Source organism: Caballeronia sp. LZ043 (genome assembly GCF_031451075.1).
Taxonomy (GTDB): domain Bacteria; phylum Pseudomonadota; class Gammaproteobacteria; order Burkholderiales; family Burkholderiaceae; genus Caballeronia.
This window is the reverse complement of record NZ_JARUXT010000003.1, coordinates 1351209-1377460: the sequence shown is the minus strand read 5'-3', so window position 1 is coordinate 1377460 and position 26252 is coordinate 1351209. Positions and strand designations below refer to the sequence as shown.

Here is a 26252-nt window from a genome sequence, read left to right as displayed (position 1 = left end):
CCAGTTTTACTCCTTACGCGGCGTGGTATTCGCCTTCAACTCTTCAAGTCGCGACAAGAACAGCTTGACGATGGGCGCCGCGTTGCCCGGACTGTAGCCGACCACCAGATCGATGGTCGGCGCTTCGCCTTGCAATGGCCGACTGACCACGGACCACGGCATCAGGTTCTGCACATACGCGGGTATCAACGTGACGGCCCGCGTCGATGCGATCAACGACATCACCATGGCCGGGTTGTCGACCCGTTGCGTGACATCCACTTCCACGCCCGTTTTCGCCAGATAGCCGTCGATGACCTGACCCAGCACCTTCGCCTTGTCCGCCATTGCTATGAACGGCTGCTGCCGAAGGTCCTCGGGCCGCACGGCTTTGCGCGCGGCCAACGGATGATCGCTCGGCATCAGCACGACGAGCGGTTCCTCGCCGATGACCCGGTACTCGAGACCATAGCCGGGTTCGGCGCGCATGAACGCGACGTCGAGCTTGCCGTGCGCCAGTGCGCTGGCCAGTTCCGTGGAGTAGTCGCTCGTGACCGTGACCTGGAGGTTCGGCAACTCGTCGCACAACAGATGCATCGCCTCGGTCAGCCAGGTCATCTCCTGACCGGTCAGGAAGCCCAGCGCCAGGCGCGCCTTGGCGGGCTGCGCGGCGCGTCGCGCGGCTTCGACGGCGGCATCCACCTGGGCCATCGCGAGCCGCGCATGGTCGAGGAACGCGCGACCCGCGTCGGTCAGCTCGACGCCGCGCGCACTCCGCTGCAACAGCGCGGTGCCGACCCGATCCTCGAGATCGCGAATCTGCCGGCTCAGCGACGGCTGTGACGTGTGCAGGCGGCTGGCGGCTGCCTCGGTCAGGCTGCCGGTTTCGGCGACCGCAATGAAGTAGCGCAAATGCCGTAGTTCCATCGCTCTTTCTCCATGCCTGCGAGGCATGCCCACCCGCCTCGAAAGTCTTTCTCATCGGTGCGACGGACGCCTACATTGACTCCTGTCGCAACTCATTCCAGCCGCGTACATGACTCATGAGCCATGCATCGCAGCGATACCTTACAGGAGTTTCACCATGAGCCAGCCCGTCGTTCTCATCACCGGCGCGTTGACCGGCATCGGTCGCGCCACCGCCATTGCCTTCGCCTGCTCCGGCGCGCGGCTTGTCGTGTCCGGCCGTCGTCCGGCCGAAGGCGCCGCGCTCGAAGCCGAACTGCGCGAACTCGGCGCCGAGGCCTTGTTCGTCCAGGCCGACGTGCGCCATGACGACGAAGTCCGCCATCTCTTCGATCAGACGCTCGCCCGTTTCGGCCGGCTGGATGTGGCCGTCAACAACGCCGGCACGGAAGGCACGCCGGGCCCGATCACCGATGTCTCGCCGGAGAGCTATGCGGAGACCTTCGACACCAATGTGCTGGGCGTGCTGTTGAGCCTCAAGCACGAATTGCGAATCATGGCGGGACAACGGTCGGGCAGCGTGATCAACATTTCGTCGACCTATGGCCACGAAGGCGCGGCCTATGCGGCGATCTATGCGGGCAGCAAGCACGCGGTGGAAGGGATCACGAAATCGGCCGCGCTCGAACTGGCCAGCACCGGCGTGCGCGTCAATGCCGTCGCGCCCGGACCGACGGACACGGGCATGCTCGACCGCTTCACCGGCACCGCCGAGCGCAAGGCAGCCCTCGCGGGCCGTGTGCCGCTTGCACGGATCGGCGCACCGGAGGACATCGCCGCGGCAGTGCTCTATCTGGCGTCCGAAGGCGCTGCATTCGTGACCGGGCAGATCGTCACGGTCGATGGCGGCAAGACCGCAGGCTGATCATTCAGGGAGCAGACATGGATACGCTTAATGGCAAGACCGCGCTGGTGACGGGCGCATCACGCGGCATCGGCCGGGCCAGTGCGCTGGCGCTGGCGCGAGCGGGCGCGCAGGTGCTGGTGCACTATGGCCGCGCCGAGCAGGAAGCCGATACGGTGGTCGACGAGATCCGCCGGGCAGGCGGCACCTCGGAGAAGATCGCCGCGGATCTGCGCGCCGCCGACGGCCCGCATCTGCTGGCACAGCGCACGCGTGCGATCGTCGGGGGCCGTCTCGACATCCTCGTGGCCAATGCCGGCATTGCCGGCTCGGCGACGATCGAAGAGACCACGGTCCAGCAGTTCGACGATCTGTTCGCGGTCAACGTACGTGCGCCGTTCTTCATCGTGCAGCAGTTGCTGCCGGTGCTGTGCGAGGGCAGCAGCATCGTGCTGCTTTCATCGCTGGCGGCGCACGCGGCGCTCGGTACGCTGGCGGCCTATGCCGCGACCAAAGGCGCGATCGACACGCTGGTGAAGCACTTCGCCGCGACGCTGGGCGAGCGCGGCATCCGCGTCAACGCGGTGGCCCCCGGCATCGTGCCGACCGATATGTCCAGCTTCGCGAAGACCGACGCGGGGCGGGATTTCGCGCTCGGCATTCAGGCACTGAAGCGCATGGCCGACCCTGGCGACATCGGCGCGGCGGTCGCGTTCCTCTCCTCCGACGAGGCCCGCTGGATCACCGGCGATACCTTGCGCGTGGATGGGGGATCGAAGCTTTGATGGAGCGAGCGGAACCCCGCCGCTCACTCACATGACGATGCTCGCGAGCCGCATCAGTTCCGACTGACGCGAGCAGCAGGTTTTCTTGAGCGTCGCGGCGAGGTGCTTGCGTACGGTGGCCACCGAGAGATCGAGAATCGCGGCGCATTCGATCACACTATGACCGCAGATCAGCTCGGACAGTACGCGCGTCTCTGCTTGCGATAGCCGCAAGCTCCCCACGTTCCCGGCAGCACGATTGAACAGGGCATGCCGGGAACGAGCGCCTTTGCGAGCCCACGCCCGCGTCCTCATGCGTGAGCCGCCCATCAAGAATCGACAGACCTGCGCCTTCCGTCAGAAGCGACGCGGCGTTCGACATCTGGCACCTGACGTTCAGTTCGGCGTCGCTGCGATGACCGTCGTCTCTTCGTTGAGCAAGTATTCGATCAGCGCGGCGGCGTCGCACTGGATGGTGTCATCCAGCGCGGCAATCTCTGTGGGCGGCATGGATGCCAGACTTTCCTGCGCGATCGCCAGACCTTCGTCGCCGACCTGCAAATCCCCGAAAACTTCCAGCATTTCCATTCCCCTCTGCGGTTCTCTCATTGGCGTTTTTCATGAAACGCTGCTTTTTGGTTGTTGGGCGAGCGTTCTGGTATCGCACTCGCTCCTGTGATGTGGGTCGCAAAGGTACAGAACGTATGCCAGTTATCGAAACCGCTTGTGGCTGGCGTTTCCGCGTGAATCAGGGCGGAATAAACCGCGGTGCGTGGCGCAGCCTTGCCGTAACACCGTAACGTTTTGCCGTGACACGGGACGCAAGTCATCCATCGACTGGCCCGAGGTGTTCATTTGAACTCTGGACGTCGTTGATGCCCCAACGTGAGAATGCTCACAGACCAAAACAAGAACCAGACACACACGGGGAGACGCGCATGCAATACGCCGTCGATGCAATGCGATGCTCCAGTCGGCACAGGCACGCGTCTGCCAGGATTGCGCTCATTGCCGTGCTGATCGGCAGTGTGCTGAGCGTCAGGGTTCATGCGCAGGATGCGCTGGACGCGGACTCCCCCGTGAGCGCGCATGGCTCCGCATCCGGAAATGAAGCGCGTGCGCTCGTCACGCTGCTCAACCCGCCGACGCCGGCTCCGCTGACCAAGGTGAGGCCGCTCGCGACGAAGCGCGCGCTCACGGACAGCACGATGGCGAGAGCCATGCGGTATCGACGCTGAAGGTCACGTCCGTCAAGGGCGATGCCTGCAAGGTCAGCATCACGCTGACGCAGGCCGGGCGCGTGATACGCACGTTCAGTACGGATTGCAGGGCGCGTCAGGTTGATGTCCGAGGATAGTGATCGGCCCAATGCCGGTCTGCAGGCGAATGGTTATCGCACTGGACGTCAGACCGGCATCTGGGCTTTCGCATCGTCATGAGCGGAGAAGAATGCCGCCGGAGAGGGCGGCTTTTGACGCAACACGGACGTCACCGCGCCGCCTGACGAACCCCGGTTGCCCCTGGTTTCCCGAAGCGCTGCACCAAACACACCCCTCTCCCCCGGATAGTGCTATGTTCCCGTGAACCGTCCCCTTGCCCCGCCCAAGGACAGAATCCGAACGGAGACGCTTCGCTCATGAAACCGTACGTCTGGATCACCACGCCGCTCCTCCTGTTCACCTCCGCCACCTTTGCCCAGTCCACCGTCACGATGTACGGCCGCATTGACGGCGGCATCGAATACCTGAACCACATTGCAAACGGCGCCAACGGCAGCGCCTCGCGCTGGAGCGCGGAAGGCGGCGACTGGGGCACCAGCATGTGGGGCTTGAAAGGCCAAGAGGATCTGGGCGGCGGCCTGAGCGCGGTCTTCGATCTCGAAACGGCCATACAAATCATGAATGGCACGACCGGCGGCGGGCGCCTGTGGTCACGCCGTGCCTACGCGGGCCTGAACTCGACGACCTGGGGGCAAATCCAGGCGGGTCGCAATCTCTTCATCGACAGCGACGGCGTCTGGGAATTCGACCCGTTCGTCCAGGAAGCGGTGTCGTCGGCCTCGCTGGTGCGGGGCCGCAACTGGCAGCAGTCCAGCAATAACGTCGAGTACCACAGCCCGGTGTTCCATGGCATCGACGTGCAGGGGCAGTATGCGTTCGGCAACCAGCCGGGCGCGTTCAATCGCGGCGCGCCGGGCGAGTTCGGCCGCTCCGAAGGCATCATGCTGAGCTACCATTCGACGCTGCTCGACCTGCGCGGCATCTACGACGAACTCCGCAGCCAGGACGGCAAGCTCGACAACATCTTCCAGGCCTCGCGCGAGTACTTCGTCGGCGCGAATCTGAAAGTGGACAAGTGGAAGGTGCAGGCGGCCTACACGCACTACGCCGCGCCCGACTCGCCGGCAGGCCTGGCCGACAGCGCCGATCATTACTGGCTCGGCGCCACCTATCAGGCAACGCCCGCATGGGCCGTCACGGCGGCGGGTTTTTACATTCACGTCGGCGCGGGCAGCGGCGACGCGGCGCACGATCCCGCGAGCCACGCCACCCTCTATGCGCTCGGCACCACCTACAACTTCACCAAGCGCACCTTCCTGTACGGCACGGTGGCCTACGTGCGCAACAGCGCGAACGGCACGTTCTCCGTGTTCGCGACGCCGCGCGACGCGTCCAGCCCCACCAGTCCGCTCGCGGGCGAGTCGCAGACCGGCGCGTATGTCGGCATGATGCACATCTTCTAGACGCGTCAGGCCGTGGCGAGCGGCTTCATGCGGGCGCGGTCGAGCCAGTCGCCGAGACTCGTGCGGCCGTGCCGCGCCGCGCCCGTCGGCACCAGCGAACGTTCCTTCATCACGCCGCCGAAGTAGGTGGCCTTGTCGTCGGCAATAACGCGGCGGGCATCGCGCATGGCTCGCAGGTAAGTGCCGATGAACGCATGCATCGCACCCTGCTCGGGACCGGCGATATCCACGATGCCGTTCAGCGGCGCGCCCAGCGCGATCTCCGCGATGATGGCCGTGACGTCGTCGGCGGCGATGGGCTGGAACTGATGCGGCGAGAGCCGCGCCGTGCCGTCGACGGTGCTCAGGTCGGCGATGGTGCCGAGGAACTCGAAGAACTGGGTCGCGCGCACGATTGAATACGGCACGCCCGATTCAGCGATCAGCTGTTCCTGCACGCACTTCGCCGCGTAATACGCGTTGCCCTCCATCCGGTCCACACCCACGATCGACAGCACGACATGATGCCGCACGCCTGCTTCGCGCCCGGCCTGAAGAAGATTGCGCGTGGTGTCGCGGAAGAAGGGCATGACGGCTTCGCGGTCGTGCGTCGGCGGATTGGTCACGTCGATCACGACTTGCGCGCCGCGCAGCGCGTCGTCGAGGCCCGCGCCGGTGATGGCGTTGACGCCCGTGCTCGGCGATGCGGCGACGGCTTCATGCCCCTTCTCGCGCAGCAAGGCCACGGCCTTCGCACCGATCAGCCCGGTCCCGCCAATGACGACGATCTTCATGACACACCTCGTTTGGTTCGTGAAAGTGAAGTCATTGTGTGACAATCATGTCTTAGCCAGAAGGGACAAGAATCATCAATTGGACTAGTCCAAGGATCCTGTCATGCCGAACCCGGAACAAGCGCTGAAGATCGACATCGACCGGCACCATGCGCTGCCGGTCTACTTGCAGATCTGCGAGCGCTTCAAGGCTGCGATTGCAGCGGGACACCTGAAGCCGGGCGACCGCGTGCCCGCGCTGCGCGGTCTCGCGACGCAGCTGAACACCGCGCGCGGCACGGTGGAAATGGCCTACGACATTCTCGTCGACGAAGGCTATCTGCAGATGCGCGGGGCGGCGGGCACCTTCGTGTCGTCGTCGTTGCCGGCTTCGGTGCTGAAGCCGGCTGCGCGCCGGGGACGCGAACGCAGCGGCGTGCCGCACGCGAAACCGGCGCCCGCAGCCGGGCCCGGTCACGAAGCGCGGCCGCTGCGTCCCGGACTGCCCGCGCTCGATGCATTTCCGCGCAAGGTGTGGAGCCGCATCATCGCGCACCGGGCGCGCAGCGTGGATCTCGCTTCGCTCACGTACCCCGATCCAGCGGGCTTCGGGCCGCTGCGTGAGCGCATCGCGACGTATCTGGGACTGTCGCGCGGCGTGGAGTGCGCGCCGGAACAGGTGTTCGTGACCAGTGGCTATCGCGCGTCGCTCGAGCTCATCCTGCGCAGTCTCGCCAAGCCGGACGACAGAGCGTGGTTCGAGGAACCCGGCTATTTTCTGGCGCGCGATTTCCTCGATCAGGCGGGGTTGAAGCTTGCGCCGGTGCCGGTGGATCGCGACGGGCTCGATGTCGATGCCGGGCAGGCGCTCGCTCCGCACGCGCGCTTTGCCATCGTGACGCCTTCGCATCAGAGTCCGCTCGGCGCCACGCTCTCGCTGGCGCGGCGGATGAAGCTGCTCGAATGGGCGGGACGGGCGGGCAGCTGGATCATCGAGGACGACTACGACAGCGAGTTCCGCTATGCCGGGCGGCCGTTGCCGGCGCTGAAGAGCCTCGACGTCGACGACCGCGTGATCTATTGCGGCACCTTCAGCAAGGTGTTGTTTCCCGGTCTGCGGCTGTCCTACGTGGTGGCGCCCGAACGGGCCATTGCGTGCTTCGCGCAGCTCACGACGAGCATGAACGCCGGGCCGCCCTATCTGTTGCAGGCGGCGGTCGCGGACTTCATCGCGCAGGGGCATTTCGCGCGGCACCTGAAGCGCATGCGCGCGCTCTATGCGGAGCGCCGCGAAGTCTGCGCGCGGGCGCTGGAGAAAGCGTTCGGCGACAAGGCGCGCATCGAGCGGCCCGCGGGCGGCATGCATCTCGTCATGCTGTTCAGCAACGGCCGCACCGGTCCTGTCGATGACGTCGCCATTGTCGCTCGCGCACAGGAAGCGGGGCTGGGGGTGAGCGCGCTGTCGTCGTGGCATATCGGCGCGCGCACGAAGCGCACGTTGCGCGGCGTGGTGCTGGGCTTCGCGAATGTCGCCGACGAAGCCGAAGCGGCACGGCTCGCGCGCCTGCTGCGGCGCGCGTACGACGGCTGAGGCTAGTGGGTGATGGCGTGGTCGGACGTGAAGAGGGCGTGTTGTTCGAATTCGTCGCGTGCCGCGTTGAGTTCTTCCGTCACGGCATCGCTGCCGCGCACGAGACCTTGCAGCAGCAGGAAATGCACGCTCGTCACGCCGATGCAACCCAGCGCATAGCGCAGGTAAGGCGTCAGGAAATCCTGTTGCAACGCCTGCTCGCCACTGTGATGTCCGCCCGACCCGACGATCACGAAAGCCGGCCGGTCGCGCATCAGTCCCACCTTGCCTTGCGGCGTGGACGCGAACGTGCGATGAATGCGCAGCACGTAATCGATCCACAGCTTGAGTGCGGCGGGGACCGTGAAGTTGTGCATCGGCGTGTTGATGATGAGCACGTCCGTCGTTTCGATCTCGCTTATCAGTTCTTCGGAGACGTCGAAGTGGCGCGTGTCCGGTTCGCGCGACGTGATGGCGCGCGCGTAGTCGACGGTGACCGGCGGCAGCGGCTGCGCGGCGAGGTCGCGCTCGACAATCTGCACGCGCGCACGCCTGCCCAGCTTGCCGATCATGTCGAGCGCCAGCCGGTAGCCATGGCTCGCCGCGCTGTGCGGGCTCGCGTTGATGAACAGCACTTTCATTGCGCGGCCTCCTCGTGGGTGGAGTGCAATGGCTCGACGAAATGCATGCCTCGCGCGAGCAGACCGTTGCGGAAATAGAAGCGCTGTGCGAGCGCCATGTGCAGGCCGGTATCGAGTACAAGATGCGCGCACTCCGAACGGCGCGCAATGTCGCGCACCTGGTCGATCAACTGCGCGCCGACGCCGCCGCGTTGCAGCCGCGCGGTGACGACGAGGTCGTCAACATAGAGGAAGGGTCCATACAGCGTGTTCGTCTGCAAGCGATAGCCGGCGAGACCGAGGATAGCGCCATTCGCTTCGCAGGCAGCCAGCAGGCGGTAGCGCTCTTCGCGTTGAGCCTGCATGCGCGTGACGAACGCAGCGGCGTCCGGCAAATGCGGGCGCAGTTCCTTCATGACCGGAAAAGCGCGGGCCCATTCGTCGGGTGAATCGAGATGCCGGAAATCGATTGTCGTGTTCATGCGTGTTCTCCACATTGCATGATTTACACGATACCGGCTCGATGTCTCAGTCAGAAGGGCCAAGAATCGGACAATGAACTAGTCCATGGCTTTGAGCGGCGAGGTGTCGAATTTGGCCAGCAAGCCTGCGGGGCCCGTGTAGACGTCGATGCAGCCAGCCTCTCTCAGCGACGCCTCCGAAAAGCCGCCCGCCAGCACGCCGATCGTGCGCACGCCCGTTCGCCCGGCAGCCTGGGCATCGTAGGGCGAGTCGCCGATGGCAATGGCTTCGCCGGCCTGCACGCCGAGTTTGTGCAGCGCGGTCTGGAACACATCGGGATCGGGCTTCGAACTTTCCACGTCCTCCGACGACACGGTGACTTCGAACCGGTCCGCCACGCCGGCGATGTCGAGATACACCTGAAGCTCGTCCTTCTTCGCCGACGAACCCACGGCGAGTTTCGTGCCCTGGTCGCTCAGTCGCTGCAACAGCGCGGGCACCGCCGAGAACGGTCGTACGAGCGACAGGTAATGAGCCTTGAAGTGCTTGCCACGCCACGCTTCGAGTGCCTCGCCATGATCGCGGATCTGATCCTCGGAAAGAAACACGGGCAACAGCTTGTCGCCGCCCTTGCCGATCTGGCTGCGCGCCGCGTCGACGCTGACATCGTGTCCGAAGTGCTTGAATGCTTCATGCCATGCGAGGGCGTGCAGGTCCACGGAATCGACCAGCGTTCCGTCTATATCGAAGATGGCGGCGCGTAACATGAGTCCTCCGTTCGGTGTCGATAGGCACGCGAGCATGTTGCATGCCGTCGCACGCTAAGCGTGAAAGCGCGTTTCGAGCACTTGCCCGATGTTCGCCAGATTCGACTCGATCTGCTCCAGCGCGAACGTCAGTGTGGAGAGTCGCTGAACGCGCGGCGAGTCAGGCGGGCATGACGCAATGATGTGCGAGACGCTCGCCTTGATTGCCGCGGAGGCGTCGTGGAGCGGCGCCAGAAAGCGTTCGGTCGGCGGTTGCGAGTCAGTGTCGCGCAGCCATCCGGCGAGGGCTTCGAGATAGGCGCCGGCGCAATCGCTGACGGTGCGGATGTGCCCGGCCGACGCCTCCCGCTCGGACGCCGACAGTCCCTCCTGCACCTGTCCGGCGCGATCGAGCAGCACCAGTCCATGCCACAACGTCTCGAAGGCATTGAGCGCGGCGTTGAGCGTGGGGCCGGTCGCGAAACGGGCGCGCACACGCGTCTCCGAGCAGACCGCGCGGGCATCGACCAGATGACGCAGGAAGCGTTCATGCAGCGCGTCCACGGTCTGCCGGTCTTCGGCCGGATGCAGGATCGGCAGCGTGGCGAGCAGCGCGCGGCAGTCGTCGAGCAGTTCGGCCATGATGTCGAACGCGCGCGAGCGGGCCAGTTGCGGCCACACGCTCACCGACACCGCAATGCCGATAGCCGACCCGAGCACAATGGCTTCGGCGCGCGAGAAGGCGCCGTCGATGCTCATCGACGGTTCCAGCGCCAGCGCCGCCGCCACGACGATGCTGTAATTGGTGGTCGGAAAGAGCGTTGCGCCGAGGCAGGTGACGAGCGTGGCGAGCGCGAGGCGCGGCAGGGTTGCATCGGCGCCGGGAAAGAAGTGCAGCGCCGCGAGGCCGACCGCCGTTCCCACTGCCGCGCCGATCATCTGGCCAACGCCATGTTTCAGGCTGCGGTCGAAATTGACTTGCAGCGTGAAGAGGCTCGCAAAGACGCCCCACGTCAGGTTCGATGATGCGACGAACTGCATGCAGCCGTAGGCCAGCCCGCTCGCGATGAGGGACTGCACGCACATGCGCAGCGCGTCGAAGCGGCCTATCCGCCGCCTGGCCTTCGTTTTCACGCGTGCTCGAACTGTCAGATGACGCGCACCGGAATCGACTTCGCGCCCGGCACCTTGCTTTCCTTGGCGTAATGCCACAGCGGCAGCAGCACATTGCACTCCGGAAAATATCCGCCGATGCAGCCCTCGGGAATGTCATACGCCTTGACGTGGAGCCCGCCGAGCCTGCGGTCGAAACCGTCATTCGAGAGCGTCTGCAAGGTGATTTCCTGACCCTCCTGCAACTGGCGCTTCGCCATGTCGGCCTGACTCATCAGGATCACCATGCGCGTATCCTTCACGCCCCTGAAGCGGTCGTCGAGACTGTAGATGGTCGTATTGAACTGGCTGTCGCTGCGCAGGGTCATCAGGCGCAGCGCATCGGGGGTGGTCTCGGGCATGTCCGGATCCTCGCCCAGCGATTCAGGTACGAGGAAACCGGCTTTGCCGGACTTCGTCTTCCAGACGCGTTCACGCGCCGGCAACGGACGATGAAAGCCGCCCGGCTGCCACATGCGCGCATTGAAGTCATGGAAGATGTCGGGATAGGTCGTGGCGATTTCGTCGCGCACGATGGCGTAATCGTCGCGCCATGCATCCCAGTCCACCGTCGAACGCGCGCCGAGCGCCGCCTTCGCGATGCCCGCCACGATGAACGGCTCCGAGCGCGTGTCGTCGCTGCCGGGTTCGGTCACGCCGCGCGAGCCATGCATGCAGCCGGTGCTGTCTTCCATCGACACGGCTTGTTCGCCGCTGGCCTGACGATCGATTTCGATGCGGCTCAGGCACGGCAGCAGGTACGCGTTCTTACCATTGACGAGGTGACTGCGGTTGAGCTTGGTCGCCACGTTCACCGTGAGTTGCAGCTTGCTCCACGCCGGTTCGGTGCGGTCGCGGTCAGGCACGGAGCGCACGAGATTGCCGCCCAGATTCAGCACCGCGCTGACCTTGCCTTCGAGCATGGCTTCGAACGCCTCGACCGTGTTCATGCCTTTGTCGCGCGGCGGCTCGAAGGAGAACTGCTTCGCCAGTTGATCCAGCGGCGCGAGTTCCGGCTTCTCCGTCACGCCGACGGTGCGCTGTCCCTGTACGTTCGAATGTCCGCGAATCGGCGAAGGACCGGCGCCCGGCTTGCCGATATTGCCGCGCAGGAGCAGCAGGTTGCACACCATGCGCACGTTCTGCACGCCGAGCCGGTGTTGCGTCAGTCCCATGCCGAAGTGCGCGAGCACGGCTTGCGCGTGCATGTATTCGTCGGCGGCTTCAAGCAGCGCGACGCGCGGCAGGCCGCTTACACGTTCGATATCGCGCCATTCCGTGCTGCGGGCATGGGCGGCGAAATCGTCGAAACCGGTCGTGTGCTGCTCGATGAATTCGACATCGATCTTGCGCGGCCGGCCTTCGGCCTGGGCGCGATCGTCGGCTTCGATGACGGCCTTGCAAATACCCAGGATCGCAGCCGTGTCGCCGCCGGTTTTCAGTTGATGGTATTGGGTGCTGATGCGCGTCTCGGCAGGCGTCAGCATCTGCAAGGGCGACTGCGGATTCGCGAAGGACACGAGCCCCGGCTCGCGCAGCGGATTGAACGTGATGATCGGCACGCCGCGCTTGCGGGCGTCCTGTAGCTGATGCAGCATGCGCGGACTGTTGGTGCCGACGTTCTGGCCGAAGAAGAACATGAGGTCGGTCTTCTCGAAGTCGTCCAGCACGATGGTGCCGACGCCCACGCCAATTGCTTCCGTCAATCCCACGCTGGTGCTTTCGTGACACATGTTCGAACTGTCGGGCAGGTTGTTGCAGCCGTACATGCGCGCGAACAACTGGAACATGTAAGCCGTTTCAAGCGATGCCCGGCCCGACGTGTAGAAAACGACGCTGTGCGGATCGAGCATGCACATTTCCCGGCCGATCTCGTCGAACGCCTGTTCCCAACTGATCTCGATGTACTTGTCGGTGGCGTGGTCGTACTTCATCGGTGCGGTGAGCCGGCCGGCTTCCTCGAGATCGTGGTCGTGCCAGTCGAGCAGTTCGGTCACCGTGTGCTGCGCGAAGAAGTCGGGCGTGATGCGCTTTTTGGTCGTGTCCCAGGCCGTGGCTTTCGCGCCGCTCTCGCAGAATTCGAAGGTGTGAGGATGGGCCGGCTTGGCCCAGGAACAACTGACGCAGGCGAAACCTTCGGGCTTGTTCTGCTTGAGCAGAATGGGGCCGTCCTTCAGGGCTACTTTCTCCTGCGTGACGATCTGGGTCACGGCCTTGAGCGAGCCCCATCCACCGGAGGCGAAAGGATAGCTGGAAGGTTTGTCGGCGGGTTTCATGGTGGAATCCGAAGCGTGGAACGGGTGATGCAGTCAACAGCAATGAGCGTTCCATTCATCGGACGCACAGCAGGGCGGCGACGCGCGCCGCCCTTGCTCCAATACTTATTTCAGGTCGTCGGGCACCTTGCCGCCGTTTTCGGCCAGCTTCTGCATTACCTGTTTGTGCAGCCACATGTTCATGGCAGCCGAATCTTCCGTGTTGCCGCTGTAGTGCAGTTCAGCGGCCAGTTCCTTGCGCGCGGAAAGGCTGCTGTCCAGGCCCAGCAGTTTCATCAGATCCACGATCGACGTGCGCCAGTTCAGTTGCTCGCTATGGCTCGACTGCATTTGGGTGAGCACGGCTTCAACGTCGACCGGTTGCTGCGGCGGCGTGGACTGCGCCGGGGCCGGCGCCGCCGTGGCAGGTGCAGCAGGAGCGCCTGCAGTAGTGCTGGACGGCTGCGTGGCCGAGCCGGGTTGCGCGGCGGTTGCGCTGTCGTGGTGCCCAAAAATCTTGCCCATGATCGAAGAGAAAATGCTCATGACGCCTCCTGTTCAAACAGACGATAGGGCTTGTCATGGCGCAAGCGTCATGCCGGATTCGCCTGCGCAATCGTGCTGGCGAGGGCACGGCGGTTGCTAATGCGAGTGAGCATCTGGAACGCCCGGGCAAGCGCCAGGCGGACTCGTCATCGTGTCACTGGGAGACTGTCATGGAAGATCAGAAAGAGCAGGACCGGATTCGACGTCGCGCCTATGAAATCTGGGAGCGTGAAGGAAGTCCCGATGGCCGTGCGGAGGAGTTCTGGGAGCAGGCCAAAACGTCGCTGGAAGAGGAAGATGCGCAGGGAACAGTGGTAACGCCTGCGGTGGCGTCGGAAGGCGCCGCTGTTTCTCCAGCGGGGAAATAACGGCAACGCCGGTCCTCTCGTAAGGGGACCGGCGCGCAGCGCGGAATCAATGCAGGCGCATGGTGTTGTCGCCCGCGTCCTTCGGAATCTTTGCTTCGAGTTCCTCCTTGCGCTTCATCATCTTGCCGCCGAGTTCTTCGAGGTCGGCTCCTGACTTGCGCAGATTCGGAAACAACTCCGACTCTTCTTCTTCGATGTGGTGATTCACCATCTCGCTCAGCACCTTGAAGGTCGCGTCGAAACCTGTATCGCCGGGCTTCAGCGTGGCGAACTTCTCGATCAGCACCTTGACCAGGAAGTGCTCCACATAAGCTTCTTCCACGTCCGGCCTTTCGTCTTCCGGCAACGCCTTTTGAGCGGCCGGATAGAGCAGTTCTTCCTCGATCATGGCGTGCACCGTTAATTCTTCGCACGCGCGGCGGACCAGCGTGCCCTTTGCGTCCAGATCGTTGTCGCCTGCCTTCTCGAATGCATCGAACAATTTCTGCACGGCGCGGTGATCTTCGGTGAGCAACTTGGTCGCGTCGATGCTGCGCGCCGGCTTGGCCGATGCGCTCGTGCTCGAACTCATCTGGGTATCTCGGGACATGGTGATCTCCGGTTATTGAGGGGTTCCGGTATCGAGCAAAGGGCGGACCCGGGTCCGCGGTATGGCTTGGAACACGCGATGCTCAAGTCCTCTCGTCACCTGAGGAGCGAATCATGAAAGTTTCCGCCGATCAACTGCTTGTCCGCGCCCTGTGCTCGGGCTCGGCCGCCGGACTTGCGTCGGCGAGTGCGGCTTCGACCGGCGCGGTGCGCGCGGGTCACGGCGCGAGCGCGGCGCTCAATGCCGTCACGCATTGCTTGTGGCGCGACGCACAGCGGCAACAGACGTTTAGCATCAAGTACACGGCGCTCGGCGCGGGCATTCACATGGGCAGTGCAGTGTTCTGGGGCGTGCTGTTCGAGGCGCTCTGTCCACGCCGCGCCGGCCCTGTGGGCATTGTTGCCGCTGCCGGGGCCAGCGCGCTGATAGCGTATGTCGTCGACTATCACGTCGTGCCGAAGCGCGTGACGCCGGGCTTCGAAGTGCATCTCTCGAAACGCTCGCTGGCGATGACTTACGTCGCGCTCGCTGCGGGCTTCGCGATTGCCGCGCTGGTCAGGATGCCGCGCGCTCGCCCGACGATCGGCTAAGATACGGCGCCCCGGCTTTTGACTTCTAACGTGGAGTGCCTTTCGTGATTCAGCCCGTGATTCAACCCGTGATCCAACCGAGCAACGTATTCAAGGACAACCTCGCCCAACTGCCCGCCATCGACGGCATCGAGCGCATCGATCTCGTGGACGGCGCGGGCAACGTGGTGGCGAGCATCGAGAACAAGCCGGGCAAGCAGGGCTCGCTCGCGGTGTATCACTACTTGCAGCAGGCGTTCGGCACGCTCGACGCCCGTGCCGCCGAACACGCGCTCGCCGTGTTCGCCGAACACACCGCGGACGCGCGCAGCCGTCCCGGTGCGCATCCGAATGTGGACCGTCTGCTGGCGATCGTCGAAGGCGGCGAGGCGTTGCGCATCGACGTGATTCACGCGGCCTGAAAAAACAAAAGCCCGTTCTGTCGCAAACAGAACGGGCTTGACGCCTGAAGAGACTTAAATCTTCAGTTCCACGCGCCTGATGTCCTTCACGATCACGAGATAGCTGAACACGGTCACCAGCGCGTTGATGCCGACGAACGCCAGCGCGCCGTTGAACGAGCCGGTCTCGGCGACGAGATAGCCGATCACGATCGGCGTCACGATCCCGGCGACGTTGCCGAACATGTTGAAGATCGATCCCGACAGCCCGATGGCTTCCTTCGGCGACGTATCCGCCACCACGGCCCAGCCCAGCGCGCCGATGCCCTTGCCGAAGAACGCCAGCGACATCAGCGCCACCACGAGCCAGTCTGTGTCCACGTAGTTGCAGCCGATGATGCACGACGACAGCAGCATGCCGCCAACGATCGGCAGCTTGCGCGCCACCGTCAGCGACGTGCCGCGGCGCAGCAGCGCATCCGAGATGACGCCGCCGAGCACGCCGCCCGCGAAGCCGCAGATGGCCGGCAGCGACGCAACGAAGCCCGCCTTCAGGATCGTCATGTGGCGCGCCTGGACGAGGTAGATCGGGAACCACGTCAGGAAGAAGTACGTCAGCACGTTGATGCAGTACTGCGCGAGATAGACGCCGAGCAGCATCCGGTTGGTCAGCAGTTGCCTGACGACCGGCCAGCCGATCTGCCCGGACCGCGCCGCGCCGCCCGCCGAGCCGCGCCGGTGACCGTGCACCAGCCCGCCGCCTTCCTCGATATATTCCAATTCCTGCCGGTTCACGCGCGGATGATCCGCCGGATTCTTCATCACGGAGAGCCACGTCAGCGCGAGCAGCAAGCCGGCGATGCCCATCACGATATAGACGTGATGCCAGCCGAATGCGTGCGTGAGCCAGGCCATCAACGGCGTGAACACGACGGCCGCGAAATACTGCGCCGAGTTGAAAATCGCCGATGCCGTGCCGCGCTCCTTCGTCGGGAACCAGCTGGCGACCACTTTTGCGTTGGCCGGGAAGGCGGGCGCTTCAGCCGCGCCCATCATGAAGCGCAGCGTGAACAGCGCCGTGACGGCGGTCGCCGCGCTGCCCAGCAAGCCGATGGAGCTTTGCAGCAGCGTGAAGAGCGACCACAGAAAAATGCTCGCCGCATACACGCGCCGCGCGCCGAAGCGGTCGAGCAACCAGCCGGCCGGCAACTGCGACAACACATACGCCCAGCTGAAGGCCGAGAAGATATAGCCCATGCGGATCGCGTCGAAGCCGAATTCGGCACGCATCGCCGAGCCGGTGACCGAGAGGGTCGCGCGGTCGGCGTAGTTGAAGGTCGTGATCACGAAGATCAGCAACAGAATGAGATAGCGCGTCTTGCTGCGCTTCATGAGGTCCGCGGGATTCGCGGCGCGGCTCATCGACATGAACGTCCCCTTGCTTCGATTGGGCACTGCACGGATTCAGGCGTGCCGATACACGGAGGGCCGCTCGCGCGGCCCTCGTCGGCGAAGCGTCCGGCGATGCCGCGCTGCGCCTGTCGGCTTGTACTTCCGCTGCAACGTGGAGTTACTGCGCGCCGAGCTTCTTGATGAGCGCGTCCAGCTGCTCCATTTCCTCGCCCGTCAGATCCGTCAGCGGCGCGCGCACCGGGCCCGCGTCGTGGCCGACCAGCTTCGCGCCGGCCTTCACGATCGACACCGCATAACCCGCCTTGCGATTGCGGATCTTCAGGTACGGCAGGAAGAATTCGTCGATCAGGCGGCCGGTGGTCGCGTGGTCGTCGGCGGCGATGGCACGGTAGAACTCCATCGCCGTCTTCGGAATGAAGTTGAACACCGCCGACGAGTACACCGGCACGCCCAGCGCCTTGTATGCGGCTGCGTAGACTTCAGCCGTCGGCAGGCCGCCGAGGTACGAGAAGCGCTCGCCCAGACGGCGGCGGATGGTGACCATGTTCTCGATTTCGCCGACGCCGTCCTTGAAGCCGATCAGGTTCGGGCAGCGTTCCGCCAGTTGCTCCAGCATGTCCGCGTTGAGCTTCGAATTGGCGCGGTTGTAGATGATGACGCCCATGTTCGGCACGGCGCGGCACACTTCCTCCGCGTGCGCGCGGATGCCGTCCTGCGAGGCTTCCGTCAGATAGTGCGGCATCAGCAGGATGCCCTGCGCGCCTTGCTTCTCGGCTTCCTGCGCGAAGGCGATGGCCGTGCGCGTCGGACCGCCCGCGCCCGCCAGGATGGGCACCTTGCCGCGGCACACTTCGGTGGCCGTCTTCACGATCTGCGAGTATTCGGGTTGCGTCAGCGAGAAGAACTCGCCCGTGCCGCCCGCGACGAACAGCGCGGACGCACCGTACGGAGCCAGCCATTCGAGGCGCTGCGCGTAGGTGTCGGCGCGGAAGTTGCCCTGGCTGTCAAAGTCGGTGACGGGGAAGGAGAGCAGGCCTTCGGAAACGATGTGCTTCAGTTCTTGCGGAGTCGTCATGAGAATGTCCGTTGAGCAGCGACCGGCGGTTGCCGAGCTTATAAGTCATCGTACAACATAGGTTGGCGGTCGACAATGGATTTATTGCAATGGAATCAATGGATAGGGTAAATACTTATCCGTATAACGCGGCTATGTTGTAGGATGACATAACTCTAAGCGGCCCGTTGCGTGCCGAAGGAACGTCAGAATGAATCAGTCCCCTCTGTATATACGTGTGCATCCGGACGACAACGTCGCGATCGTCGTGAACGACGGCGGCCTGGGCGAAGGCGCCACGTTTGCCGATGGCCTCGTGCTGCGCGAACGCGTGCCGCAGGGCCACAAGCTGTCCCTGAAAGACCTCGCGGAAGGCGATGCCGTGATCCGCTACAACGTGGTGATCGGCTATGCGACGCGGTTCCTGCCGAAGGGAAGCTGGGTGAACGAGCACGTCACGCGCATGCCGACGCCGCCCGAACTGCACGACTTGCCCATCGCCACCATCAAGGCGCCGGACGAATCGCCGCTCGAAGGCTTCACCTTCGAGGGTTATCGCAATGCGGACGGGTCGGTCGGGACGCGCAACATCCTCGCCATTACCACCACCGTGCAGTGCGTGGCGGACGTCGTGCAGCACGCCGTGACGCGCATCAAGGCGGAACTGCTGCCGAAGTACCCGAACGTCGACGATGTCGTGAGCCTCGGTCACACCTATGGGTGTGGCGTGGCCATCGACGCGCCGGACGCCATGGTGCCGATCCGCACGGTGCGCAACATCGCGCTGAATCCGAACTTCGGCGGCGAAGTGATGATGGTGAGCCTGGGCTGCGAGAAGCTGCAGCCGGAGCGGCTGATGCCGGCGGGCACGATTCCCATCGCCGCGGCTTCGGCGCAGACGGAAGACGTGGCCGATATCGGCGACAACACGCTCGACGGCAACGGCGGCACGGTCGTGTTGCAGGACGAGGAACATGTGGGCTTCCAGTCGATGATCGATTCGATCATGCGCATGGCGGAGACGCATCTGAAGCGGCTGGACAACCGGCGTCGTGAGACGTGTCCGGCGGCGGATCTCGTCGTTGGCGTGCAGTGCGGCGGGAGCGATGCGTTTTCCGGGCTGACGGCGAATCCGGCGGTGGGCTTCGCGACGGATCTGCTGGTGCGCGCGGGCGCAACCGTGATGTTCTCGGAAGTGACCGAAGTGCGCGACGGCGTGGCACAGCTGACGGCGCGTGCGGCGAACGGCGAAGTGGCGCAGGCGATCATCCGCGAGATGCAGTGGTACGACGATTATCTGAAGCGCGGTGGGGCGGACCGGAGCGCGAACACGACGCCGGGGAACAAGAAGGGCGGCTTGTCGAACATCGTCGAGAAGGCGATGGGGTCCATCGTGAAGTCAGGGAGTTCGACGATCTCCGGTGTGTTGTCGCCCGGGGAGAAGGTGAAGCAGAAGGGGCTCATCTATGCTGCGACGCCTGCCAGTGATTTTATTTGCGGGACCTTGCAGCTGGCATCAGGCATCAACCTGCATGTCTTCACGACGGGGCGCGGGACGCCTTATAGCCTTGCGGAAGTGCCGGTGCTGAAGGTCGCGACGCGCTCGGACCTGGCGCGCCGCTGGCATGATCTGATGGACGTCAATGCGGGCACCATCGCTACCGGTGAGGCCACCATTGCGGATGTGGGCTGGGAACTGTTCCGGCTGATGCTCGATGTCGCCAGCGGGAAGAAGCAGACCAAGGCCGAGGCGCTCAAGCTGCATAACGCCTTGGTGCTTTTCAATCCGGCGCCGGTGACCTGATCCTCCTCGGGTGCTTCTTTCTTCAGGACTGGACCGCAACCGCGTTCGCAACGCGCGGCTGCAATCTGCCTTCGAGCCTGCGAATTGCATTGCGCGCCGGTACTTCCAGATAACGAAAGGCCAGATAGCTCGCGGTAATCAGGCTGCCGAACAACGCGGCGACGGTGATCAGCAGCGCGAGCGTATGCGGCATGTGATGTCGTTCGAGAATCAGCGGTCCGAGCCGGTAGATCCGCAAGAACTGCGAGTGGAGCAGATACATCGCGTACGAGATCTCGCCGAGAAAGAAGACGGGAGCAGAGCCCAGGAATCTGCTGACGGGTGCCTTTCTTGAAGTCGCCGCAATGACGATGACGAAAGGCGTCGCGAGAACCACGACCAGATCGCTTCCTGGCGTCAGCAGGCAGGCAAGCAACGCGATCACGATGAACGCCGATACCAGCTTGCCCGAGCACGCCTTGGCAATGCGCGGATCTCTCGCCGCGACATAGACCGCCATGCCGATACCGAATTCGCACAGGCAACGAAGCAGCGGAAAAATGGTCGCTTCGTTGGCGATATCGAGCGGGCCGTTCTGGGCGCCTTGATGCAGCGATACGCATGACATCAATGCGATGCCCGCGATGAACAGCGTCACGGAGGCGATGCGCAGCCACCGCTGTCGCAATACGAGAAGCGTGAACGCGGGAAAGAGGAGATAGGCGGCGAATTCCGTGCTGATAGACCATGCCGGCGAATTGATGGAGTCATAGAATCCCCATCCGTGAATCATCAGCACGTTGAAGACGAAGTTTGCAAATCCGCCTGACCAGGAATGGCTGAAGCCGGCGAGATTGAGCGCGGCGACGGCCAATAGCGTGACGACGTATAGCGGGTACACGCGCGCCAGGCGTCTGAGCAGGAAGATTGCATAGCCTCTGCCGAGCAAGCGGGTTCTGAACATGCGCTCATACGTCAACGACATGACGAAGCCGCTGAGCATGAAGAAGATATCGACCGCCAGATAACCGTGATGCACGAGGGTGTCGAGCGAAGCCGGAAGCGGCGCAAGCAATAACATGTGATGCACGACCACCCATAAGGCGGCGACGCCGCGAAGGCCTGTCAAAGGGCGGATATCGTTGTTATGCGTGGGTCTGGCAAGTTGTCCGATGTTGTCGGCTGGATTGTGCGTGTGCATGGCGTCCCCTCTTGTACCGTAATAACTTCCTTTTTTTAATTGAACTATACGGAAGAATTGCCGGGGCGAGCGTGAGGCGGGCAACACTTGGGGCGAGCTTGGCGCAGGCGGGGAAGCGGTTTATCTGAACTGCGGAACGATACAGACATTGCTGAACGAACGTCATGTCATCCGCTCACACTCCGCCCACGCTTGTCCGACGCACGAGTATCCTTGATCGGGTCAGCCAGCCTGGCTTGCTGTTCCCGATCCTCGCGCGTAACTCGCTCGTCGAAGGTGACATGCTCAAGGGTCTCGATCGCCAATGCGCGGGGTGCTTTTCCGTCCCTTCAATGCGTGCGGGTTACGCCATTGCAGCGGGCATTCGGCGACGAGTGGGACCGGATTCCGGTCTCCTTCATTCGCAACGAGGATCCCCATCTCAAGTCCGTCACGTGCGAGCGCCAGGCAACAGTTCAGCATCCGGAGCTTGCTATCAGTACGGATTGGGAGAACGAGGCGCGTGTCTCGCGTGAAGAACTCGAGGCATCGCGTGAAGAGTTGCTGGCATTGAACGAGGAACTGAAAGCGTCCAACGAGCAGTTGAATGAAAGTAATGCGGATCTCAACAATGCGAATCTCCATCTGCAGGAGAACGTCACGCAGATGGCGATGCAAAGCCGTGTGCTGCAATCCGGCGCGGTGATGACACTGTTTCTGGACCGGGACTTGAAGCTTCGCTGGTTCACGCCTTCGATGCAGGCCATGTTCTCGCTCAAGGCGGGCGATGCCGGCCGGCGCATCACGGACTTCGTGCCAGCGTTTCGCGACGCGCAACTCATCAACGACATTCAAGATGTGCTTTGCGAAAGCGAGGCGCGGGAAGCGCTGGTGAGCAGTGGCGAAGGCCGCTGCCTGCTCAGAAAGGTCTTTTCCCTACGTATCGACGAGCCGCGCTGGCAACCCTGGACCTGGCTTGCGAGACAGTTCAATTATCGCGGCTGCTGGTCGTTTCCGGTCGAGACATCGGAAGGCAATCTGGTTAATTCGCTTGCGATGTACTTCGAGAACCCGCGTGAACCCGACCAGATCGATATGGAACTCGCTGCCGCCTTCACACAAACCGCCGGCATCATCATCTGGCGGCATCTGCAGGCTCAGCCGGCGAGCCTGCCGGGATGAGGGCGCCGTGGCGCCACTGGCGCGGTTCTATCGAATAGCCCGAAGGTCAGCTGCCTATCTGCTTTCCGATAGAAACTCCTTGCCAATCGAGCGGGTTAGCGATATCGGTCATCAAGGTCACGTTCGCTTCACACGGGGAACGATACCTGGAATTTCCCAACTGACTCGCGACGATGAACGATCGACTGCTGGAAGTAATCTGGCATGCAACGGAGCGTGAACCGAGGTCGATGCTTCAAGCTCGATGAAGATTTCTGATGTTTTCGCGGGCGCATGCTTTGTGCTGGCCGCATTGCTTGCGCGGCACGATCGCCCATTGACATGAGGCAAAAGCCGGGTGATCCGCAGCAGATATCGGAGTTGCTGTCCTTGACCGACACCTTCCATCCGCTCTTCCCGATCGTGACGCCACGGCCGTGAGGTGAAACCGGCGCCGGCTGCGACGGAGGTCGCGCCGGCGCGTCGTCACGGGGCCAGGCAAGGTGAACCATGGTGAACCTCGATTCCTTCTCTTCACTCGAACCCGCGACCGCACCCTGCGCGAGAGGCGCATGAAATGACCGCATTCGTCGATCATCCCGCTCTCCTGTTCGTGGCGCTTCTCCTGATGCTCATCGGCGCGGTGGCGTTCGGCGCCTACGTGTTGCGTCGCATGGCCGTGCTGCCTGCCGAGGACCGGGAGGACTTCAACATCATTCAGACATCCACGTTGACGTTGCTTGCGCTCCTGGTCGGCTTCAGCCTGTCGATGGCGGTGAACCGCTACGACCTTCGCAAGACGCTGGAAGAAAGCGAAGCGAATGCCATCGGCACCGAGTATTCGCGTGCGGATCTCGCCGATGCGGCGGTCGGTGGAAAGATCAAGACCGCCTTGGTTCACTATACGAGGCTGAGACTCGCGAGTTACCGTATGCGGGATCCGGTGGAACTGGCGAAGATCAACCGCGACATGGCGAATACCGAGACGGAACTTTGGGCGCTCACGACCCAGGTCGCGAAAGCGCAGCCGACGCCAATCGGGGCGCTTGTCGTCGCAGGCATGAACGATGTTCTGAATTCACAGGATTACTCGGAGGCCGCGCGAATCAATCATATCCCGCTGGGAGCGTGGTATCTGATGATCATCATCGCACTGCTCGGATGTGTCGTTCAGGGTTACGGCGCGAAAGGCAGTCTGCGAAAGGGATTGCTCATCACCATTCTTCCCGCGACCGTCGCGCTTTCTCTTGCGCTCATCGCGGACATCGACAGCCCGAAGGGCGGGATCATCCGCGTGGAGCCGCGCGATCTCACACGGCTCTTGCAGTCGATCGCGCCGTGACGACGCTTCGTGAAACGCATGGACGCCCGTCGCGTGTGCGACAGGCCGCTACGCAAGAGGGCCGCCCCTGGAAATTGCGGGACTGTCTGGTTGCGTGCTTTGCAAACCGGCTCGGAGCCATGTCAGGGAGCTATCGATGAGCGTCGCGTTCAATTGGTTTCAGCACGTGCTTCGAATCCATCCCGAAGTCACTTTCTTCCTGGTCCTGGGCTTCGGTTATGCGCTCGGCAAACTGAAGATCGGCAGCTTCACGTTAGGCGCGGTCACCGGCACGTTACTGGCGGGAGTGCTCGTGGGCCAATTGGAGTTCAGGATCTCCGGCGAAGTGAAGCAATGTTTCTTTCTGCTCTTTCTGTTTTCCATCGGATTTCGCACCGGCCCCCAGTTCTTTCGCGGCCTGCGTCGCGACGGCCTGCAGCAAGCGTTCCTGGCTGCGATCGTGGCCACGACCGGCCTTGCGGTGGCGTTCATCGTGAGCAAGTTCCTGGGTTATCAGGCCGGCACCGCGGCGGGCGTGGTAGCCGGGTCGCTCACCGAGTCCGCCACCATCGGTACTGCCACCGACGCCATTACACGGCTGAACCTGTCCGACGCCGATCGGCAGATGCTGACCAATCAGATTCCAGTCGCCTTTGCTGTTACCTATCTGATAGGTGTGATCGGTACGGCGTGGATCCTGAGTCAACTGGCTCCCAAGCTCATCGGGGTGAACTTGCCTGCGGCCTGCCGCGAGCTCGAAGACAAGATGCAAGGCGGCAGCGCGCAAGGTATTCCCGTGAGACGGGAGTTCGAGCTGCGCGCCTATTTCATTGAGGAAGGTTCGCCGCTGGCGGGTGCGTCGATATCGGACACGGAAGCCAACATGGGCGATCAGCGTCTCTTCATAGACCGGATGCGACGTGACGGCCAAGTCATGAACGCCGCCCCCGACACTGTGCTCCGCGCAGGCGACATCATCAGTGCCGCCGGACGGCGCACCTTGTTGGTCGAACACATGCCAGGGCAGGCTTCGGGCGTGCGTGAGATCGACGACCGCGAGTTACTGGACGTGGAGGCCGAAGCGCTCGATGTGGTGGTCACATCCAGGACGATCGACGGCCGCCGACTTGGCGAGTTGGCGCGGGAGCAGGCCGCACGCGGCGTATTCGTATCACGCCTCACGCGCGCGGGCACGCCGATGCTGATCTCGCCGGAGACCGTGCTCAACCGTGGTGATGTGCTCACGCTCGTGGGCAGCATGTCCCGCGTGGAAGCGATCGTCGGCAAACTCGGCGTGGCCGACCGCGCGAGCAATGCGACGGACATGGTTCTGGTGTCGCTCGGTATCGTGGCCGGCGCGCTGATAGGCGTCCCGGCGCTGGTTGTCGGCGGGGTAGAGATCGGCCTGTCGCTCAGCGTGGGCGTGCTACTGGGCGGATTGGTGTGTGGCTGGCTGCGTTCAGTGCAGCCGCGCCTCTTCGGGCGTATTCCCGGGCCGACGTTGTGGGTGTTCGAATCGATTGGATTGACGGGCTTCGTCGCCATCGTAGGCTTGAACGCCGGGCCCGACTTCGTCAAAGGACTGCAATCGAGCGGACTTTCGCTGCTGCTTGCAGGCGTATTGACCTCGAGTATTCCCATGCTGGTCGGCGTATTCGTCGGGCACAAGATCATGAAGATGCATCCGGGTGTCATGCTCGGGGTGTGCGCAGGCGCTTCGACTGCCACGCCGGCTTTGGCAGCGGTGCAGGAGGCAGCGAAAAGCGCGGTACCGACCTTGGGCTATGGCGTGGCCTATGCGGTGGGGAATGTACTGTTGGCGCTGTGGGGGACAGTCATCGTGGCGCTGCTGAGCTGACAGGAAACACGCTCATTGTCGGGGCGGAGAACTTAGGCTTTGGGCGGGACCCACGCCGCAGGGCAGATCGGAACGTATCAAACGCAGGCTGCGACCTAAGAAGAAGCCCCTCGTAACAGGGGCTTGCTTCGCGTGCTCGATTGCTACCGTCAAGCTTCAATCATACAAAACCGCCTTGATCTTCGGATCACTCATATTCCCCTTGTCGTACCAATAAAACCCGGTATCGATCTTCTTCGGCAGCTTCTCGCCCTTCATCGCCTTCACAGCCGAATCGACGACACACTTCCCGATCCCGATTGGATTCTGCGTAATCGCCCCATACATCAACCCGGACATGATGTCGTCTTTCTGCTCTTTGCCCGAGTCATACCCGATCAGCACGAGCTTCTTCCCCGACTCCTTCACGCCAATAGCCGCACCCTCAGCCGACCCTTCATTCGCCCCGAACAAGCCTTTGATGTTTGGATTAGCCTGAAGCATCGCTTTAGCGATTTCGGCGGATTTCAAGTGATCGCCTCCGCCATACTGCACGGAAACGATCTTGATCCCAGGATGCTTGGCCTTCATCTGATTCAAGAACCCATCCCGCCGATCAATCCCCGTACGGCTGGTCTGATCGTGCACGATCACCCCGACTTCCCCTGAATTCCCGATCGCCTCAGCCATCTTGTCAGCAGCAAGCGCCGCAGCCGCCAGGTTATCGGTGGAGCAGGTAGTCAAAGGAATATCGCTATCCACGCCCGAGTCGAACGCAATGATTGGAATCTTGTTGTTCTGCGCCCGCTTCAGCAAGGGAATAGCCGCCTTGCTATCCAGCGCCGCGATCCCGATAGCCTGCGGCTTCTTCGCCAGCGCAGCCGAGAGCATATCGATCTGCTTGTCGACCATAGCCTCGGTTTCCGGTCCTTCAAAGGTGATCCTGACCTTCTGTTCCTTGGCCGACTGCTCCGCCCCTGCCTTCACGGCTTGCCAGAACTGATGCTGGAAGCCTTTGGAAATAAGCGGAATATACGGCTCGTCCGCCTGCGCGACGCCAACCGTTCCGGCCATGGCAAACACGCCCGCCAGCACTCCGATGATGGTTCTTTTCAGCATGATGCGTCTCCTCCTTGGTTTCGATGTTTCCCTTTGTTGGTCTGACAGGCACATAACG

General features: G+C 63.1%; 27 protein-coding genes. 12 read left to right on the top strand and 15 right to left on the bottom strand.

Annotated elements, in window-relative coordinates:
• Positions 1-6: 6 nt before the first annotated feature.
• On the bottom strand, positions 7-906 hold the full coding sequence (locus QCE64_RS26360) for a LysR family transcriptional regulator (RefSeq protein ID WP_310007059.1): 900 nt from the start codon (positions 904-906) through the stop codon (positions 7-9).
• Between the two features lie 157 nt (positions 907-1063).
• On the opposite strand from QCE64_RS26360, the gene QCE64_RS26355 reads away from it, so the two are divergent.
• Positions 1064-1810 carry a glucose 1-dehydrogenase gene (locus tag QCE64_RS26355; RefSeq protein ID WP_309924857.1) on the top strand — a complete coding sequence of 249 codons (747 nt, stop codon included), beginning with the start codon at positions 1064-1066 and terminating at the stop codon, positions 1808-1810.
• A gap of 17 nt (positions 1811-1827) precedes the next feature.
• A complete protein-coding gene (locus QCE64_RS26350) occupies positions 1828-2574 on the top strand; it encodes an SDR family oxidoreductase (RefSeq protein WP_310007057.1) in 747 nt (248 codons plus the stop codon).
• A 27-nt stretch (positions 2575-2601) separates the two neighbouring features.
• Here the strand turns inward: QCE64_RS26350 and QCE64_RS26345 are convergent, their stop codons facing one another.
• Positions 2602-2787 (bottom strand): LuxR C-terminal-related transcriptional regulator, encoded by a 186-nt coding sequence (locus QCE64_RS26345; RefSeq protein ID WP_310007055.1) that lies wholly within the window; start codon positions 2785-2787, stop codon positions 2602-2604.
• 162 nt (positions 2788-2949) lie between these two features.
• On the bottom strand, positions 2950-3141 hold the full coding sequence (locus QCE64_RS26340) for a hypothetical protein (protein WP_310007053.1): 192 nt from the start codon (positions 3139-3141) through the stop codon (positions 2950-2952).
• A 425-nt stretch (positions 3142-3566) separates the two neighbouring features.
• Between QCE64_RS26340 and QCE64_RS26335 the strand changes: the two genes are divergently transcribed.
• Both QCE64_RS26335 and QCE64_RS26330 read left to right on the top strand, forming a co-directional pair.
• Positions 3567-3791, top strand: a complete 225-nt coding sequence (locus QCE64_RS26335; RefSeq protein WP_310007051.1) for a hypothetical protein — start codon at positions 3567-3569, stop codon at positions 3789-3791.
• Between the two features lie 398 nt (positions 3792-4189).
• Positions 4190-5296: a porin gene (locus QCE64_RS26330; RefSeq protein WP_309933879.1), complete on the top strand. Its 1107-nt coding sequence runs from the start codon at positions 4190-4192 to the stop codon at positions 5294-5296.
• Positions 5297-5301: 5 nt separating this feature from the next.
• Here QCE64_RS26330 and QCE64_RS26325 read toward each other — a convergent pair whose 3' ends face one another.
• On the bottom strand, positions 5302-6069 hold the full coding sequence (locus QCE64_RS26325; RefSeq protein ID WP_309924842.1) for an NAD(P)H-binding protein: 768 nt from the start codon (positions 6067-6069) through the stop codon (positions 5302-5304).
• A gap of 103 nt (positions 6070-6172) precedes the next feature.
• Between QCE64_RS26325 and QCE64_RS26320 the strand changes: the two genes are divergently transcribed.
• The gene (locus tag QCE64_RS26320) at positions 6173-7639 is read left to right on the top strand and encodes a PLP-dependent aminotransferase family protein (RefSeq protein ID WP_310007049.1); all 1467 of its coding nucleotides are present in this window, start codon (positions 6173-6175) and stop codon (positions 7637-7639) included.
• A 2-nt stretch (positions 7640-7641) separates the two neighbouring features.
• Here QCE64_RS26320 and QCE64_RS26315 read toward each other — a convergent pair whose 3' ends face one another.
• The 6 genes from QCE64_RS26315 to QCE64_RS26290 all read right to left on the bottom strand — a co-directional run bounded on the left by QCE64_RS26315 (position 7642) and on the right by QCE64_RS26290 (position 13399).
• Positions 7642-8259, bottom strand: a complete 618-nt coding sequence (locus tag QCE64_RS26315) for an NAD(P)H-dependent oxidoreductase (protein WP_310007047.1) — start codon at positions 8257-8259, stop codon at positions 7642-7644.
• On the bottom strand, positions 8256-8720 hold the full coding sequence (locus QCE64_RS26310; protein ID WP_309924832.1) for a GNAT family N-acetyltransferase: 465 nt from the start codon (positions 8718-8720) through the stop codon (positions 8256-8258). Before QCE64_RS26310 ends, QCE64_RS26315 begins: the two co-directional genes overlap by 4 nt.
• A gap of 78 nt (positions 8721-8798) precedes the next feature.
• Positions 8799-9467 (bottom strand): HAD family hydrolase, encoded by a 669-nt coding sequence (locus QCE64_RS26305; protein WP_309924827.1) that lies wholly within the window; start codon positions 9465-9467, stop codon positions 8799-8801.
• Between the two features lie 54 nt (positions 9468-9521).
• Positions 9522-10580, bottom strand: a complete 1059-nt coding sequence (locus QCE64_RS26300; protein ID WP_310007045.1) for an FUSC family protein — start codon at positions 10578-10580, stop codon at positions 9522-9524.
• Between the two features lie 14 nt (positions 10581-10594).
• Positions 10595-12874 carry an FdhF/YdeP family oxidoreductase gene (locus QCE64_RS26295; RefSeq protein ID WP_310007043.1) on the bottom strand — a complete coding sequence of 760 codons (2280 nt, stop codon included), beginning with the start codon at positions 12872-12874 and terminating at the stop codon, positions 10595-10597.
• Between the two features lie 105 nt (positions 12875-12979).
• Positions 12980-13399 (bottom strand): DUF3597 domain-containing protein, encoded by a 420-nt coding sequence (locus QCE64_RS26290; protein ID WP_310007041.1) that lies wholly within the window; start codon positions 13397-13399, stop codon positions 12980-12982.
• A gap of 170 nt (positions 13400-13569) precedes the next feature.
• Between QCE64_RS26290 and QCE64_RS26285 the strand changes: the two genes are divergently transcribed.
• Positions 13570-13767: a DUF2934 domain-containing protein gene (locus tag QCE64_RS26285; RefSeq protein WP_309924821.1), complete on the top strand. Its 198-nt coding sequence runs from the start codon at positions 13570-13572 to the stop codon at positions 13765-13767.
• Between the two features lie 46 nt (positions 13768-13813).
• Here QCE64_RS26285 and QCE64_RS26280 read toward each other — a convergent pair whose 3' ends face one another.
• On the bottom strand, positions 13814-14338 hold the full coding sequence (locus QCE64_RS26280) for a hemerythrin domain-containing protein (protein WP_404987470.1): 525 nt from the start codon (positions 14336-14338) through the stop codon (positions 13814-13816).
• Positions 14339-14469: 131 nt separating this feature from the next.
• On the opposite strand from QCE64_RS26280, the gene QCE64_RS26275 reads away from it, so the two are divergent.
• A complete protein-coding gene (locus QCE64_RS26275) occupies positions 14470-14946 on the top strand; it encodes a hypothetical protein (RefSeq protein WP_309924819.1) in 477 nt (158 codons plus the stop codon).
• Positions 14947-15014: 68 nt separating this feature from the next.
• Positions 15015-15347: a DUF2322 family protein gene (locus tag QCE64_RS26270; protein ID WP_309925312.1), complete on the top strand. Its 333-nt coding sequence runs from the start codon at positions 15015-15017 to the stop codon at positions 15345-15347.
• A 54-nt stretch (positions 15348-15401) separates the two neighbouring features.
• On the opposite strand, the gene QCE64_RS26265 is transcribed toward QCE64_RS26270, so the two are convergent.
• Together QCE64_RS26265 and kdgD are read right to left on the bottom strand one after the other, a co-directional pair.
• Positions 15402-16754 carry an MFS transporter gene (locus QCE64_RS26265; protein WP_309933865.1) on the bottom strand — a complete coding sequence of 451 codons (1353 nt, stop codon included), beginning with the start codon at positions 16752-16754 and terminating at the stop codon, positions 15402-15404.
• 142 nt (positions 16755-16896) lie between these two features.
• Positions 16897-17814, bottom strand: a complete 918-nt coding sequence (kdgD, locus tag QCE64_RS26260; protein ID WP_309924816.1) for a 5-dehydro-4-deoxyglucarate dehydratase — start codon at positions 17812-17814, stop codon at positions 16897-16899.
• Positions 17815-18004: 190 nt separating this feature from the next.
• On the opposite strand from kdgD, the gene garD reads away from it, so the two are divergent.
• The gene (gene garD / locus QCE64_RS26255) at positions 18005-19597 is read left to right on the top strand and encodes a galactarate dehydratase (protein ID WP_309933863.1); all 1593 of its coding nucleotides are present in this window, start codon (positions 18005-18007) and stop codon (positions 19595-19597) included.
• A gap of 22 nt (positions 19598-19619) precedes the next feature.
• Here garD and QCE64_RS26250 read toward each other — a convergent pair whose 3' ends face one another.
• Positions 19620-20777, bottom strand: coding sequence for an acyltransferase (locus tag QCE64_RS26250; RefSeq protein ID WP_310007039.1), 1158 nt, complete (start codon positions 20775-20777; stop codon positions 19620-19622).
• A gap of 351 nt (positions 20778-21128) precedes the next feature.
• On the opposite strand from QCE64_RS26250, the gene QCE64_RS26245 reads away from it, so the two are divergent.
• The 3 genes from QCE64_RS26245 to aspT all read left to right on the top strand — a co-directional run bounded on the left by QCE64_RS26245 (position 21129) and on the right by aspT (position 25096).
• A complete protein-coding gene (locus QCE64_RS26245; protein WP_310007037.1) occupies positions 21129-21938 on the top strand; it encodes a PAS domain-containing protein in 810 nt (269 codons plus the stop codon).
• Between the two features lie 556 nt (positions 21939-22494).
• On the top strand, positions 22495-23259 hold the full coding sequence (locus QCE64_RS26240; RefSeq protein ID WP_309924811.1) for a hypothetical protein: 765 nt from the start codon (positions 22495-22497) through the stop codon (positions 23257-23259).
• A 136-nt stretch (positions 23260-23395) separates the two neighbouring features.
• Complete coding sequence (gene aspT / locus QCE64_RS26235; protein ID WP_310007035.1) at positions 23396-25096, top strand: aspartate-alanine antiporter; 1701 nt, start codon at positions 23396-23398, stop codon at positions 25094-25096.
• Positions 25097-25252: 156 nt separating this feature from the next.
• Here the strand turns inward: aspT and QCE64_RS26230 are convergent, their stop codons facing one another.
• Positions 25253-26194: an ABC transporter substrate-binding protein gene (locus QCE64_RS26230; RefSeq protein WP_309933858.1), complete on the bottom strand. Its 942-nt coding sequence runs from the start codon at positions 26192-26194 to the stop codon at positions 25253-25255.
• Between the last annotated feature and the right edge of the window lie 58 nt (positions 26195-26252).

Coding starts and splice junctions, on each gene's coding strand:
- QCE64_RS26310 (WP_309924832.1), bottom strand. CDS start 8,720: ATGAACACGACAATCGATTTCCGGCATCTCGATTCACCCGACGAATGG.
- QCE64_RS26230 (WP_309933858.1), bottom strand. CDS start 26,194: ATGCTGAAAAGAACCATCATCGGAGTGCTGGCGGGCGTGTTTGCCATG.
- QCE64_RS26285 (WP_309924821.1), top strand. CDS start 13,570: ATGGAAGATCAGAAAGAGCAGGACCGGATTCGACGTCGCGCCTATGAA.
- QCE64_RS26350 (WP_310007057.1), top strand. CDS start 1,828: ATGGATACGCTTAATGGCAAGACCGCGCTGGTGACGGGCGCATCACGC.
- QCE64_RS26340 (WP_310007053.1), bottom strand. CDS start 3,141: ATGGAAATGCTGGAAGTTTTCGGGGATTTGCAGGTCGGCGACGAAGGT.
- QCE64_RS26280 (WP_404987470.1), bottom strand. CDS start 14,338: ATGAGTTCGAGCACGAGCGCATCGGCCAAGCCGGCGCGCAGCATCGAC.
- QCE64_RS26290 (WP_310007041.1), bottom strand. CDS start 13,399: ATGAGCATTTTCTCTTCGATCATGGGCAAGATTTTTGGGCACCACGAC.
- QCE64_RS26275 (WP_309924819.1), top strand. CDS start 14,470: ATGAAAGTTTCCGCCGATCAACTGCTTGTCCGCGCCCTGTGCTCGGGC.
- QCE64_RS26265 (WP_309933865.1), bottom strand. CDS start 16,754: ATGTCGATGAGCCGCGCCGCGAATCCCGCGGACCTCATGAAGCGCAGC.
- garD (WP_309933863.1), top strand. CDS start 18,005: ATGAATCAGTCCCCTCTGTATATACGTGTGCATCCGGACGACAACGTC.
- QCE64_RS26295 (WP_310007043.1), bottom strand. CDS start 12,874: ATGAAACCCGCCGACAAACCTTCCAGCTATCCTTTCGCCTCCGGTGGA.
- QCE64_RS26330 (WP_309933879.1), top strand. CDS start 4,190: ATGAAACCGTACGTCTGGATCACCACGCCGCTCCTCCTGTTCACCTCC.
- QCE64_RS26305 (WP_309924827.1), bottom strand. CDS start 9,467: ATGTTACGCGCCGCCATCTTCGATATAGACGGAACGCTGGTCGATTCC.
- kdgD (WP_309924816.1), bottom strand. CDS start 17,814: ATGACGACTCCGCAAGAACTGAAGCACATCGTTTCCGAAGGCCTGCTC.
- QCE64_RS26250 (WP_310007039.1), bottom strand. CDS start 20,777: ATGCACACGCACAATCCAGCCGACAACATCGGACAACTTGCCAGACCC.
- QCE64_RS26325 (WP_309924842.1), bottom strand. CDS start 6,069: ATGAAGATCGTCGTCATTGGCGGGACCGGGCTGATCGGTGCGAAGGCC.
- aspT (WP_310007035.1), top strand. CDS start 23,396: ATGAGCGTCGCGTTCAATTGGTTTCAGCACGTGCTTCGAATCCATCCC.
- QCE64_RS26315 (WP_310007047.1), bottom strand. CDS start 8,259: ATGAAAGTGCTGTTCATCAACGCGAGCCCGCACAGCGCGGCGAGCCAT.
- QCE64_RS26360 (WP_310007059.1), bottom strand. CDS start 906: ATGGAACTACGGCATTTGCGCTACTTCATTGCGGTCGCCGAAACCGGC.
- QCE64_RS26355 (WP_309924857.1), top strand. CDS start 1,064: ATGAGCCAGCCCGTCGTTCTCATCACCGGCGCGTTGACCGGCATCGGT.
- QCE64_RS26320 (WP_310007049.1), top strand. CDS start 6,173: ATGCCGAACCCGGAACAAGCGCTGAAGATCGACATCGACCGGCACCAT.
- QCE64_RS26240 (WP_309924811.1), top strand. CDS start 22,495: ATGACCGCATTCGTCGATCATCCCGCTCTCCTGTTCGTGGCGCTTCTC.